The sequence below is a fragment of the Salinibacterium amurskyense genome, from assembly GCF_002797685.1.
Taxonomy (GTDB): Bacteria; Actinomycetota; Actinomycetes; order Actinomycetales; family Microbacteriaceae; genus Rhodoglobus; species Rhodoglobus amurskyensis.
Window position 1 is genome coordinate 1 of the sequence record NZ_PGFH01000003.1, and the last position, 12,285, is coordinate 12,285.

Consider the following 12,285-nt stretch of genomic DNA (forward strand, 5'->3'; position numbering starts at 1 on the left):
TACATTCCGAACCCGGAAGCTAAGACTCTCTGCGCCGATGGTACTGCAAGGGGGACCTTGTGGGAGAGTAGGACACCGCCGGACTTAAATTGTGAGAAAGCCACACCCTCGGGTGTGGCTTTCTTGCGTTAACCAACCATTGTCGACAACCACCCGAAGTGCCGATAGCTAGCGCATCGGCAGGGCTTACGGCGCTACATCCACCCACTCGGCGCCCGCGGGCTCGAGAGTGCCAGCGCCGGCCGTGACGCCGGCAACGCGGGCAGCGAGATCAACTGCGCCCGGAGCGTCCGTTGCTAGCGTGAGAACCGCCTGCGCCGCGTAGTCCGTGCCGAGAACTGTCACTCCGTGCTGGCGCAGCTCGGCTTCTACGCGTCCGGCATCTGCATGGGACAAGGCCAAGCGAAATAGCTCACGGCGTTCGCGGACCACGAGGCGGTGCTGGGCTCGAGCTCCATCGATGGCTAGTGCCGCGGCATCCGAGTAAGCACGAATCAGGCCACCAGTGCCCAGAAGGGTCCCTCCGAAATAGCGGGAGACCACGGCGACGCAATCGATGAGATTGCGGCCATTGAGCACATCAAGGATGGGTCGCCCTGCAGTGCCGGAAGGTTCGCCATCATCATTGGAGCGTCGCACTTGCGAGGGCTCTGTTGCTGAGCCGAGTACGAACGCGGAGCAGTGGTGACGGGCATCCCAGTGAGTCTTGCGGGCGAGTTCAATGACGTCGCGGGCATCCGCCTCGCTTGCGACTCGCACCACGGTGCAGAGAAAGCGGGAGCGCTTTACTTCGAGCTCGGCTTCAGCCGTGGCGCCGGGGCCTCCGCGAAGCGTGTATTCGAGCATCCACCCATTGTGGCTCATGGGGACAGTGTCTGATGCTTGGCGCTTGGCGCTTGACGGGTCACAGGTGCTGGGTGCTGGGTGCTCTGCGTCGGGCGTAGGCTTGAGAACCATGGAGTTGTTTGCCGCAATCGTTCTATTCGTCAGCGCACTGTTCAATGTCGTCGCCTGGCCCCGCTTCTTCAAGCGTGTGAGCGGCGACCCGCGAGCTCGCGATTCCGCTGGCAAGCCGACGGCGTTTTATCGGGTGCATGCGGTACTGCTGGGGATTGCTATTGCGATCGCAGCGGCATCCGTGTTCGCGGGTATTTTGCTGCTCAGCAGCTAACGCAGCGTTGTCGTCGGAGCGGGTTTTGCTCGCATCCGTGGCGACACTGCCGGCTGTAAGCGGTCAAGGGCGTTGAGGAGATAGTCGCGGAGCACGTTCGCGTGGAGGTATCGTGATCGTGGTTCCACCAAGTGGGCAGCTCTGTAGTCGGCGCCGAGTTCGTGACGTTCCGTGGAAGTTCTCGGCGTTAACCCGGGTATGTGGGTGGAGTTGTCAGTATCGTCGCCCAGTATAGGGAGTATGAGTTTTGTGCTCCCTTCGCTGCGGAACCCCCGCCGCACCATCGGCAATCGAACCTTCGATTTTTCGCAGCGCGTGGCGGTGATGGCGATCGTCAACCGCACGCCCGACTCCTTCTACGACGCCGGCGCAAACTATGTGCTCGAAGATGCTGTGGCAGCGTCGCTGCGAGCGGTACGCGATGGCGCTGACTGGATCGACATCGGGGGTGTGCCGTTCGCTCCGGGTGACCCGCTCAGCGTCGAAGAGGAGTGCGATCGTGTGGTGCCGGTTGTCGAGGCACTGCGAGCAGAATCCGATGTCGTTATCTCTGTGGACACCTTCCACTCAGAAGTTGCGCGGCGCAGCATCGCCGCTGGCGCCACGGTGATCAACGACACCACGGGGCTCAGCGATCCGGATCTTGCCCGCGTTGTCGCCGACAGCGAGGCGTCGCTGATCCTGGTGCATTCGCGGGCCCAGCCGCGAACCCAGTTCGCTCGTCCGCAGTACGACGATGTCGCTATTGAGGTACGGGACTTTCTCGAGAGCCGAGTCGAGCGGGCTATGGACGCGGGGGTTCCGGATGACCGTCTCTTTGTTGATCCCGGGCATGACCTCAACAAGAACACGCTGCATAGCCTTGAGCTCACGCGTCGCCTCGATGTGATCACCGACCTGGGTCTGCCCACGCTCGTCGCCCTATCGAACAAAGACTTTGTCGGTGAAGTGCTCGAAAAGCCGAAGCGCCAGCGTCTCGAAGGCTCGCTCGCGGCCGCGGTGGCCTGCGTGCTGAACGGCGCCCGCGTCGTGCGCGTGCACGAAGTGGCCGAGACGGTGGATGCCGTACGAATGGCTGAAGCGATTCTTGGGCTCCGCGAGCCGGCGGTGCTGAAGCACAACATGTCCGACGCCAACGAAAGGTAGACCGTGGCCGCTGCATCCGACATCCACTCCCTGACTGCAGGAACTGCACTGACCGACGAGCAACTGCTCGCGAGCTACGCCGTGGCTGATCGAGCGAAGCCGTGGTTGCGCGCTAACTTCGTGTCGAGCATCGACGGGGCCGCTACTCATGAGGGCGTTTCGGGAGGTCTCGGAACACCGGCGGACGGGCGCGTGTTTCCTCTGCTGCGCAGACTCGCGGATGTCATCGTCGTGGGAGCGGGCACCGTGCGTCACGAGGGCTACCGCAATCTCGCCCTCGACGAGGAGTCGGTGTCCTGGCGAACCGCAAATGGACTCAGCGCGCAGCCGCCCTTCGCGATTGTTACCGCATCACTGCGGTTGGAGCCAAAAGACCTCGAGTCGTACGCCACACGGCCGTTCGTGATCACCACCGAGAAAGCTTCCGCTGAGCAACGCAAACGTATCGAAGAAGTCGCGGACGTCATCGTGGCGGGGGAGTCGCAAGTTGACACCGTGGAGTTGAAGCACGTGCTGACGGAGCGCGGGTATCCTCAACTGCACAGCGAAGGCGGGCCGACACTGTTCGCTACGATGATCGCCCAAGGCGTTGTCGACGAGCTGTGCCTTACCGTCAGTCCACGACTCGAGGGTGGGTCTGCGCGTCGCATTGTCGACGCCGCCGATGCGACCCCGCAAGACATGATGCTGGCCCACGCTTTAAGCGCTCCGGATGGGACGCTGCTGCTGCGCTACACGCGCTCGTAAGCGTGTTGGCTGCTAGCACTCGACGACGTTGACGGCGAGGCCACCCATCGACGTCTCTTTGTAGCGCGAGCTCATATCCTTGCCGGTCTCGGCCATCGTGATGATGACCTCGTCGAGCGAGACTCGGTGAGTGCCGTCGCCCCACAGGGCCATCTTGGCGGCGTTAATGGCCTTGGCCGCAGCAATGGCATTGCGTTCGATGCAGGGAATCTGCACTAGGCCGCCGATGGGGTCACACGTGAGTCCAAGATTGTGCTCCATCGCGATCTCCGCAGCGTTCTCGACCTGCTCGGGCGTTCCGCCCAGAATCTCGGCCAAACCCGCAGCCGCCATAGAGGAGGCTGAGCCGACCTCTCCCTGGCATCCGACCTCTGCGCCCGAGATGGAGGCCATGCGCTTGTAGAGCGCGCCCACAGCGGCGCTGGCCAGCAAGAAGCGCACGGTTGCGTCATCCTTCATCGCTTGGTCGGCGTCTTTCATGCCGGGAGCGTAATGCGTCGCGTAAAACAGCACGGCGGGGATGATGCCAGCAGCGCCATTAGTGGGGGCGGTGACAACGCGGCCACCAGATGCGTTCTCTTCGTTGACCGCGAGGGCGACGAGGTTTACCCACTCTTGCCAGAAGGCCGGGTCGCGATCGGGGTCTTCGGTGCGCAGTCGCGCGTGCCAATCAGGAGCGCGGCGGCGCACATTGAGTGTGCCCGGCAAGTTGCCGGTGCGCTCGAGGCTGTTGTTCTTGCACTCGTCCATGACGTCGCGGATGTGAAGCAGGCCGGCGCGAACCTCCGCCTCAGAGCGGCGGGCGAGCTCGTTGCGCAACATCACGCCACTGAACGAAAGGCCCTCGGAACGGCAGTGCGCGAGCAGCTGCGCCGCCGTGCGGAACGGCAGGGGATCCGCAACGTGATCGAGACCGTTGCTGCCATCGCGGTTGTCTCCCTCGCGATAGATGAAACCTCCGCCGATAGAAAAGTAAGTTGCTTCAAGAACGGGCTCGCCGGCATCCGAGAATGCGGCAAAACGCATACCGTTCGGATGCCCGTCGAGCACAGTCAGCGGGTGCAGGGCAATCTCGGCCTCGCGGAACGGCACTTCGTGACTGCCGGCCAGGCTGAGAGTTCCGGTCTCTTCGATCCTCGCGAGAATCTCTTCCATCTCGGTGGGGAGAACTCGGTCGGGGAGTTTTCCCTCTAAACCGATCAGCACAGCGCTCATCGTGCCGTGGCCTGCACCGGTTGCGGCGAGGGAACCATAGAGGCGCACATTCACGGTGGCGACAGAGTCGAGCATCCCGTGCTCAGCAAGATCAGCGGCGAAGGACGCCGCAGCGCGCATAGGGCCAACGGTGTGAGAACTCGAAGGGCCGATGCCGACCGTGAAGAGGTCGAAGCTGCTGAGCGGCACTTCTTCGAGAGAAGGAGTGGGTACTTCGGTGGTGGGGGTCAGATTGCGAATGGCCACGGTGACTCCATTTCTTCACCGCACAGCGTCGTACGGGCGTCGTTGAGTCCTCTCCGCTCTGTATTGGGCCTGAGAGTTTCCGCACGCTTGTGGCGTCGCGTTGCCCCGTCGGCGAGTCGGGCAGGGCCGACTACTTTTCAGAGTTGCCTATCCACTGCGGTACTGGGGCCTGAGAGATTCCCGGAGAGGGTTTGCTCCTACGGCGCCAACCATCGATCGGAAGGACTCTCCCGCGGCGGAATGACGGCTGTTCACTTGTGCCCTCAGCATACACTCGGGGCCGATTTGGCGGCCGGAAATGTGCACTGAAACAGGTGCTCAGTCGAGCACGCGCGGCCGACGGAGAGCCGTGCTCGCGCGTGCTCGCTGTGTTGCTTAGTCTTCGGGGTCGCTCGGGTCGATGGGAGCGTGGTGATCGGCATCCGTGACACCGCGACGCCAGTAGCCGTCGGCGGTTACCTGCTGCTTGGGGAGCCCCAGCTCGCGGCGGAGATAACGGCGCAGCGGCACCAAGGTTGTCGCTTCGCCGGCGAGGAAGACGAAGGTAGATTCGCCAATCTCGCCGAGGGCACGCAGCGCAGCTTCCAGTTGTCCGAGGCCATCGCGACGGTAGAACCACTGGGCGTCCATACGGGCGTTGAGCTCCTCGCTGAAGTAACTCTCGACGCTCTCGTCGGCCACGTCGAACAGCGCGGTGATGCGCACCGAGGTGGGCAACATTTCGATCCAGCGCGATGCAGCTGGAAGCGCGGTTTCGTCGGCGATCAGGATGACGTGCGTTGCGCCCTGCGGGAGAAGCTTCGAGCCGCGCGGGCCAGCAATGACGATCTCGTCGCCAACTTTTGCTTTTCCGGCCCAGGCGGAGGCGGGACCTTCGTCACCGTGGACGACGAAATCGATGTCGAGTTCGTGGTGCCCGTCGTGGCTGCGGAAGCCGAGCGGGGTGTAGTCACGGGAGAAGACCTTACCCTCGCCGACGCGCTTGAGACCGTCTTCAGTCATGGTGGGTGCCGTCAAAACACCGGTGGCGGGGTCGGGGAAGAAGGCCTTGACGTGATCGGTGGGGCCGCTGCTGATAAACCCCTCGAGCTCGTCTCCGCTGAGCGTAATGCGAGCGATCGACGGGGCGGGGTAGTTCACGGCGCTCACCGAAAGACGGCGTGCGGCGAGAGGGTGCTTGACGGATTCGCGTTCAAAAGTCATAGATTGTGGGCGCGAGGCGCCGGCTCATTTCGCTAAGAAGTTAGGGTTACCTAACTACTGTAGCTCGCCGGGCTGGTGAGGGCTAGGGAGAGTTGCTTCGAATTGCCTTTGAAGCGTCCACGCGCTGAGGTCCTTAGCCCTGAGGCTACGCGCCGTCGCGGTGTTCTAGCTCTGGGCGGCCAGCGTCGTGCTGATTGAGATTTCGCCCTCGAGCGAGCGGTGCACGGGGCACTTATCGGCGATGACGAGGAGCGAATCGCGTTGCTCGTCGGTGAGATCACCGTCGAAGGTGAGTTCGCGCGTAAAGTGCTCGACCATTCCCTCGGTCGACGTGCAGTGGTCGCAGTCGGCGGCTTTGATCCGTTCGCGCGTGAGCCGTACGCTGACGCCCTTGAGAGGCATCTTTTTGCGATCGGCGTACATACGAATCGTGATCGAGGTGCAGCTGCCGAGGCCCGCCAAAATGAAGTCGTACGGGGCCGGGCCGTGGTTTTCGCTGAGCGGTGCGGGTTCGTCGGAAATGATCTCGTGACCGGAAGCAAACACGCGTTGTTCGTAGCGCGCGGGCCCGCTCTCGGTGACGATGACGGCACTGCCGTCGACTGTCACTGTGGCGCTCGGGTTGACCACAGGCGCTGACGCAGTTGCCGATGCAGGCGCTGACGCAGTCGCAGGCGCCGTTGCAGACGCAGTCGCAGGCGCCGTTGCGGTAGAAGCCGCCGTCGAGTTCGACGGCGCGGTGTGAGGTGCGGCAGCAGCATCGGCGCGATCGAAAGCGTAGCGGGCGGCCCACGCGGCAATCATGCTCGCAGCGAAGGCAGCGTCATCCCGGTCGCTCAGTAGGTGGTCGGCGCCATCCAAGGCGACGAAGGACTTCGGATGCCGTGCCGCATCGAAAATTTCGCGAGCGTTGTCGACGCCCACCGTCTGGTCAATCGGGGAATGCAGCACCAGCAACGCGGCATCCAAGTCCCGTAGGCGTTCGCTTTGCGGCTGAGAAGCGATGTCGTCGAGCAGTTGCTTGCGGATGCGGAAAGGGCGGCCGCCCAATTGAACCGTTGCTTCTCCCTCCGCCACAATCTCGGCGCTGGCGTGGGAGAAGAGGTTGCTGATGTGAGCGGGGTCGCTCGGGCTGCCGAGAGTTGCTACGGCGCGGGCTGAGGGCACGCGGTGAGCGGCGGCCAACACAGCAGCACCTCCGAGGGAATGACCGATGAGGATGGTCGGCGCGCGGTAGTTGTCACGGAGATACTCGGTGGCGGCAACGACGTCGTCGATGTTCGAACTGAAGTTGGTGTTGGAGAAGTCTCCGTCGGATCCGCCCAGTCCAGTGAAGTCGAAACGTAGTACGGCGATGCCGTAATCGCCGAGTGCGCGAGAGATGCGAGACGCAGCGAAAGAGTCTTTGGAGCAGGTGAAGCAGTGCGCAAAGAGCGCATACGCCGAGGGCGTTCCCTCGGGAAGGTCGAGGCGGGCGGCAAGCATCGTGCCGTTGGAGCCGGGAAATTCAATCTTCATCGTTCGCTACCGCCTTGTTCTTTGCTGCTCCCAGCGTCTCGCAGGGAGTTACAGAGTGCAACGTCGCCGGGGGCGCGGTTTCTTCCCTTAACCGCACAACGGCCGGCGAAGAGCATGTCTTCACCGGCCGTTGGAGTGTGGCTAGTTACAGTCCGGAGCCTGCGAGCGAACCGGTGATCTGGTCGCCGGAGGGGTCATAAATGAGGCACAGGATCTCGCGGTCGCCCTCAGACCAGCTGCCCTCGGTGGGGTAGTACCAGGAGAAGTCGTACACGGAGTCGTCGTACTCGACACCCATGAAGGTGCTGAATTCGGCGTAGCAGTCGTTAGTGGCCTGCTCTTCGATGACGCTGTCACCGGGGAAATCGCCATCGGCGAGGTACGAAGCGGCGTACACTTCAGCGTCGTGCGGCTCAGCGCAGTCGATGGTCTTCGTGCTGGAGACCTCTCCACCGTCTTGGTTGCCGACTTCGCAGTCACCAATAACGAGGCTGAAAATGTCTTGCGTAGTGCCCGGGCCGGAGTCAACGGCGTCGCCGATTTGGTCGGTTACCTGATCGAGGATGCTGCATCCGCTCAGGGCCACGGCGGCGGCGGCTACCGCGGCAATGGCGATCGTGCGGCGCCAGATTGTCTCTGTCGACATAGAAGTAGGTCTCTTTCGTGTGAATGTGTCGCGCTTCGTACTGCATAAGCCTACTTAACACAGGCTTTTCACAGGTAACGAAAGAGGGTGAACTCCTAGTGAGATCGAAGAAAGTTCAACGAATCGTTATGAAGAATGCCATTTGTGGCGAGCGCACTGCCGTGCCAGGGGCCTTCTTCGCCGTCGACCGAGGTGAAACGTCCGCCGGCCTCCTGCACGATAGGGATGAGCGCCGCCATGTCGTAGGGCTGCAAATCGAATTCGCCCACGAGGTCTAGCGCGCCCTCAGCGAGCAACATATACGCCCACATATCGCCGATGGCACGTGAACGCCACGTGGCGCGCGTGAGCGCAATAGCGGCATCCAAGCGACCTGCGCCATCCCACCCCGACAGGCTGTTGTAGCTGATGGATGCGGCATCCAGCGCAGCCACCTTGCTGACGAAAATCTGCTCGGCCTCGCCATCGCGGGCCTGCGCGAACGCGCCGTGACCGGTTGCGGCCCACCAGCGCTTGCCGAGAGCCGGCGAGCTCACGACACCCACTTGCGGAACGCCGTCGATCACGAGCGAAATCAGGGTGCCCCAGATCGGGACTCCGCGCAAAAAGTTAGAGGTGCCGTCGATCGGGTCGATGATCCACTGACGGTTCGAGTCACCGGCCTCGCCGTACTCTTCACCGAGAATCGAATCGCCCGGGCGTGCAGCAGCAATGCCGGCACGGATGCTGCGCTCGACAGCCTTGTCGGCATCCGTTACCGGAGTGCGGTCAGGCTTCGTCGTGACCTCAAGATCGAGCGCGGTGAAGCGGTCGAGGGAGATGAGGTCGGCATCGCCTGCGAGAGCAAGGGCCAGAGAAAGATCGTCGGCGAGAGTGTATTCGGTCACAGTTACACGCTAGCGGAACCGAGCGTCGTGATGAGCCGCTGGAACGAGTCAAGACGTAGCCGGCCGACCTCGCCCAGAGCGCCGGAAGCGACAGCCTCGGAGATGGCGCAGTCGGGAGCATCCGGCAAGTGCGTGCAGCCGCGGGGGCAGTCTTCAGCGAGTTCGGCGAGATCAGTGAATGACGAAAGAATCTTGCTCGGGTCGATGTGCCCGAGCCCAAACGAACGTACACCCGGGGTATCAACGACCCAGCCAGAACCGACGCGGTACGACATCGTTGACGATGAAGTGTGGCGCCCACGACCGGTAACCGAGTTGACGCGCCCCACCGCACGATTGGCATCCGGTACCAGGGCATTGACGAGCGTGGACTTGCCCACGCCCGAGTGCCCAACGGCTACCGTCGTGTGGCCTTCGAGAGCAGCGCGCAACTCGTCGAGGGGAACCTCATCAGAGCGGCTCGCGATGACCTTCAAGTCGAGACCGGCGAAGTTCTCCAAGAACGGTGCCGGGTCTTGCAAGTCAGTTTTAGTGATGCAGAGAATCGGATCAATTCCCGCGTCGTACGCAGCAACAAGATAGCGATCGACGAGTCGCGGTCGCGGCTCCGGGTCTGCTGCGGCAACAACAATGAGCATCTGGTCGGCGTTAGCGACAATGATGCGTTCGACGGCATCCGTGTCGTCGGCGCTTCGGCGCAAAAGTGTGGTGCGTTCGCGAATGCGCACAATGCGCGAGAGGGTTCCTTCGGTGCCGCTCGTGTCGCCGACGAGATCAACCCAGTCGCCCGTGACGACAGAAACCTTGCCGTGCTGGTTGCGGCCTAGCTCACGAGCGCGGGCGGCAATGATCTGGCGTTCTTCGGGGGTTCCTTCGGCAACCCAGACGCCGTAGCGGCCGCGGTCGACGCTGAAGACGCGCCCTTCGATGGCATCCGAATGCTGCGGGCGAATTTTGCTGCGTGGCTTGTTGGCTTTGGGGTTCGGGCGCATGCGCACCGAACTCTCGTCGTATTCGCTGTAGGCGCGGTCGTCATCATCGTCGTCACCTGTGAGCCAACTCATTGTTAGAGCAGCCCGAGGGTGTCGGTGGTGAGGGGTGCGTCGCCGACCAGCGTGCGCCACAGCTCGGGGAACTGGGGGAGCGTCTTAGCGGTTGACTCGATGCCCTCGATCTCGATGCCCTCAACGGCAAGGCCAATGATTGCTCCGGCCGTCGACATCCGGTGATCTTCGTAACTGTGCCAGATGCCGCCGTGCAGATCGGCGGGCTCGATGTGAAGCCCGTCGTCGAGTTCGGTGACGGATCCGCCGAGTGCGTTGATCTCGGTGCGCAGAGCAGCAAGACGGTCGGTTTCGTGTCCGCGAAGGTGGCCGATGCCGGTGATTGTGCTGGCGGAGGACGCCAGCGCTGCAAGAGCGACGATCGCGGGAGCGAGTTCGCCGCCCGTGGAAAGGTCGAGCTCGATTCCGGGGTAGCGCTGACCGCCAACGACTCCCGCGCCTCCGTCGATCGTGAGTGCGCCATCTTTGCGAATGGCGGTTGCGCCGAACAGCGGGAGCAACTGCTCAAGATCAGCGCCCACCTGGGTGGTGGTATCGGGCCAGCCCTCAATCGTGACAGTTCCGCCCGCAACGACAGCGGCAGCCAAGAAAGGAGCAGCGTTAGAGAGATCAGGTTCGAGAACGACATCGATGGCGCGGATCGGTCCAGCGGGAACAACCCACACGCCAGGCTCGGGGCTTTCGACAACAACGCCGCGCGCAGCGAGGCACTCAACCGTCATCTCGATGTGCGGCATGCTCGGTAGTTTTTCGCCGGTGTGACGCAGCGTCAAGCCATTCTCAAAGCGAGCCGCTGCGAGTAAGAGCCCGGAAACGAACTGGCTGGATGCGGATGCATCGATGCTGACTTCGCCACCGGCTACCTTCCCCATGCCATACAGGCTGAAAGGAAGGGTGCCGCGGCCGTCGTCGGAGACATCGACGCCCAAAGCGCGCAACGAGTCAATCGTGGTGCGCATCGGGCGACGGAGAGCTGCTTCGTCACCATCGAACGCGACAGGGCCGAGTGCGAGAGCGGCAACGGGAGGCAGGAAGCGCATGACGGTGCCCGCAAGGCCGCAGTCGATGGATGTTCCGCCCTCGAGTTCACCGGGGGTGACCTGCAGGTCGGGGCCGAAAGCATTGCCGGTCGGGATCTCCGTGATTCCGACACCGAGCGCGCGCAAGGCCTGGATCATCAGGGCGCTGTCGCGCGAGTGCAGCGGAGAGTGCAGGCGCGAGGGGCCATCGGAGAGCGCCGCCAAGATCAATTCGCGGTTCGTGAGGCTCTTACTGCCCGGCAAACTCAGCGATGCCGAGAGTGCGTGAGTGACGGTCGGCGCCGGCCAGTTTCCGGGCACCGTGGTGTCTGGCACCGTCTCGTCGTCATACGGGCTGAACTCTGGGTTGGAATACTTAGATACGAACATCAGTTACTAAGAGTATCGGCGTTTTAGACCCCACGGAGGAGGCGCCCGTATGACAGCAGTACTGAGTACTCAGCAGGATGTAGTGATCAGCGAACTAGAATTGTCGCTAATGACTACCGACAGAGTTGAGCCCAGCGCCACTGATGCTGCCGCTGACGACAAGCGACGACAGTTTGAAGAGCAGGCGCTGCCCTTTATGGACCAGCTTTTTGGCGCCGCCATGCGCATGACCCGCAATCCCACCGACGCCGCAGATCTCGTTCAAGAGACCTTCATCAAGGCGTTTCAGGCATTCGGTCAATTTCAGCAGGGCACAAACCTGAAGGCCTGGTTGTACCGCATCCAGACCAACACGTTCATCAATATTTATCGCAAGAATCAGCGGAACCCGTATCAGGGCACCATCGATGAACTCGAAGACTGGCAGTTGGGTGGCGCAGAATCGGTCACTCAGTCGGTTTCGACGCGTTCGGCTGAAGCAGAAGCCATCGATCACCTGCCTGACAGTGCGGTGAAGGATGCCCTCCAGTCGATCCCCGAAGACTTCCGCCTCGCGGTCTACTTCGCCGACGTCGAAGGCTTCTCCTATCAAGAGATCGCCGACATTATGAAAACCCCCGTAGGCACCGTAATGAGCCGACTGCACCGTGGCCGTCGCATGTTGCGTGAACTACTGGCCGACTACGCGCGTGACCGCACCCCCGGCACGCCAGCAGCATCAAGGAGCACCAAATGACCGACTGCGGTTGCGAAAAAGCAAAAGCCGAACTCGAGGAATACCTCGACCGCGAACTCAACGAAGCAGATTTTCAGGATGTTTCGGATCACCTTGACAACTGCGAGTCCTGCTCAAGCGAACACCTCGTTGCTCTCGCGCTGAAGCTCAAGGTCAAGCAGGCCTGTCGTGAGACAGCGCCCGATAATCTGCGGAGCGCGATTCTGTCGAAGCTGGCAGACGCGTAACAAGAACTCCCACGCTGAGCACCCTGAGTGCTCACCGCATAACAAAAGCGGGCATCCTCCGAAGAGGATG

Annotated in this window: 13 protein-coding genes, 1 rRNA gene and 1 riboswitch; of the genes, 6 read left to right on the top strand and 8 right to left on the bottom strand. The window is 62.3% G+C overall.

Annotated elements, in window-relative coordinates; translation table 11 throughout:
* Positions 1-84 (top strand): 5S ribosomal RNA (gene rrf, locus CLV85_RS12120); the annotation flags it as partial.
* 102 nt (positions 85-186) lie between these two features.
* On the opposite strand, the gene CLV85_RS12125 is transcribed toward rrf, so the two are convergent.
* On the bottom strand, positions 187-864 hold the full coding sequence (locus CLV85_RS12125) for an IMPACT family protein (protein WP_229820446.1): 678 nt from the start codon (positions 862-864) through the stop codon (positions 187-189).
* 91 nt (positions 865-955) lie between these two features.
* Here CLV85_RS12125 and CLV85_RS12130 point away from each other — a divergent pair, with 91 nt between their 5' ends.
* The 3 genes from CLV85_RS12130 to CLV85_RS12140 all read left to right on the top strand — a co-directional run bounded on the left by CLV85_RS12130 (position 956) and on the right by CLV85_RS12140 (position 3,064).
* Complete coding sequence (locus tag CLV85_RS12130) at positions 956-1,171, top strand: SCO4848 family membrane protein (RefSeq protein ID WP_100389907.1); 216 nt, start codon at positions 956-958, stop codon at positions 1,169-1,171.
* A 240-nt stretch (positions 1,172-1,411) separates the two neighbouring features.
* On the top strand, positions 1,412-2,317 hold the full coding sequence (gene folP, locus CLV85_RS12135) for a dihydropteroate synthase (protein ID WP_100389908.1): 906 nt from the start codon (positions 1,412-1,414) through the stop codon (positions 2,315-2,317).
* A 3-nt stretch (positions 2,318-2,320) separates the two neighbouring features.
* Entirely contained in the window at positions 2,321-3,064 is a 744-nt protein-coding gene (locus CLV85_RS12140; protein WP_100389909.1) for a pyrimidine reductase family protein, read from the top strand.
* A gap of 12 nt (positions 3,065-3,076) precedes the next feature.
* Here the strand turns inward: CLV85_RS12140 and CLV85_RS12145 are convergent, their stop codons facing one another.
* The 7 genes from CLV85_RS12145 to aroA all read right to left on the bottom strand — a co-directional run bounded on the left by CLV85_RS12145 (position 3,077) and on the right by aroA (position 11,252).
* Positions 3,077-4,525: an L-serine ammonia-lyase gene (locus tag CLV85_RS12145; RefSeq protein WP_100389910.1), complete on the bottom strand. Its 1,449-nt coding sequence runs from the start codon at positions 4,523-4,525 to the stop codon at positions 3,077-3,079.
* A 147-nt stretch (positions 4,526-4,672) separates the two neighbouring features.
* Positions 4,673-4,768, bottom strand: a riboswitch (glycine riboswitch).
* A gap of 132 nt (positions 4,769-4,900) precedes the next feature.
* Positions 4,901-5,728 (bottom strand): siderophore-interacting protein, encoded by an 828-nt coding sequence (locus tag CLV85_RS12150; protein ID WP_100389911.1) that lies wholly within the window; start codon positions 5,726-5,728, stop codon positions 4,901-4,903.
* Positions 5,729-5,893: 165 nt separating this feature from the next.
* A complete protein-coding gene (locus tag CLV85_RS12155) occupies positions 5,894-7,246 on the bottom strand; it encodes a bifunctional alpha/beta hydrolase/OsmC family protein (RefSeq protein ID WP_100389912.1) in 1,353 nt (450 codons plus the stop codon).
* A gap of 145 nt (positions 7,247-7,391) precedes the next feature.
* Positions 7,392-7,892, bottom strand: a complete 501-nt coding sequence (locus tag CLV85_RS12160; protein WP_100389913.1) for a septum formation family protein — start codon at positions 7,890-7,892, stop codon at positions 7,392-7,394.
* 95 nt (positions 7,893-7,987) lie between these two features.
* Entirely contained in the window at positions 7,988-8,779 is a 792-nt protein-coding gene (locus tag CLV85_RS12165; RefSeq protein ID WP_100389914.1) for an inositol monophosphatase family protein, read from the bottom strand.
* Positions 8,780-8,781: 2 nt separating this feature from the next.
* Entirely contained in the window at positions 8,782-9,843 is a 1,062-nt protein-coding gene (gene rsgA, locus CLV85_RS12170) for a ribosome small subunit-dependent GTPase A (RefSeq protein ID WP_100389915.1), read from the bottom strand.
* Between the two features lie 2 nt (positions 9,844-9,845).
* The gene (aroA, locus tag CLV85_RS12175; protein WP_100389916.1) at positions 9,846-11,252 is read right to left on the bottom strand and encodes a 3-phosphoshikimate 1-carboxyvinyltransferase; all 1,407 of its coding nucleotides are present in this window, start codon (positions 11,250-11,252) and stop codon (positions 9,846-9,848) included.
* A 109-nt stretch (positions 11,253-11,361) separates the two neighbouring features.
* Here aroA and CLV85_RS12180 point away from each other — a divergent pair, with 109 nt between their 5' ends.
* Both CLV85_RS12180 and CLV85_RS12185 read left to right on the top strand, forming a co-directional pair.
* Positions 11,362-11,988 carry a sigma-70 family RNA polymerase sigma factor gene (locus CLV85_RS12180; RefSeq protein WP_229820449.1) on the top strand — a complete coding sequence of 209 codons (627 nt, stop codon included), beginning with the start codon at positions 11,362-11,364 and terminating at the stop codon, positions 11,986-11,988.
* A complete protein-coding gene (locus CLV85_RS12185) occupies positions 11,985-12,215 on the top strand; it encodes an anti-sigma factor family protein (protein WP_100389918.1) in 231 nt (76 codons plus the stop codon). Before CLV85_RS12180 ends, CLV85_RS12185 begins: the two co-directional genes overlap by 4 nt.
* Positions 12,216-12,285: the final 70 nt, after the last annotated feature.

Bases quoted from the DNA above. Each gene is read 5' to 3' on its own strand.
- CLV85_RS12150 (WP_100389911.1), bottom strand. From the start codon at position 5,728: ATGACTTTTGAACGCGAATCCGTCAAGCACCCTCTCGCCGCACGCCGT.
- CLV85_RS12185 (WP_100389918.1), top strand. From the start codon at position 11,985: ATGACCGACTGCGGTTGCGAAAAAGCAAAAGCCGAACTCGAGGAATAC.
- CLV85_RS12125 (WP_229820446.1), bottom strand. From the start codon at position 864: ATGAGCCACAATGGGTGGATGCTCGAATACACGCTTCGCGGAGGCCCC.
- aroA (WP_100389916.1), bottom strand. From the start codon at position 11,252: ATGTTCGTATCTAAGTATTCCAACCCAGAGTTCAGCCCGTATGACGAC.
- folP (WP_100389908.1), top strand. From the start codon at position 1,412: ATGAGTTTTGTGCTCCCTTCGCTGCGGAACCCCCGCCGCACCATCGGC.
- CLV85_RS12160 (WP_100389913.1), bottom strand. From the start codon at position 7,892: ATGTCGACAGAGACAATCTGGCGCCGCACGATCGCCATTGCCGCGGTA.
- CLV85_RS12155 (WP_100389912.1), bottom strand. From the start codon at position 7,246: ATGAAGATTGAATTTCCCGGCTCCAACGGCACGATGCTTGCCGCCCGC.
- rsgA (WP_100389915.1), bottom strand. From the start codon at position 9,843: ATGAGTTGGCTCACAGGTGACGACGATGATGACGACCGCGCCTACAGC.
- CLV85_RS12180 (WP_229820449.1), top strand. From the start codon at position 11,362: ATGACTACCGACAGAGTTGAGCCCAGCGCCACTGATGCTGCCGCTGAC.
- CLV85_RS12130 (WP_100389907.1), top strand. From the start codon at position 956: ATGGAGTTGTTTGCCGCAATCGTTCTATTCGTCAGCGCACTGTTCAAT.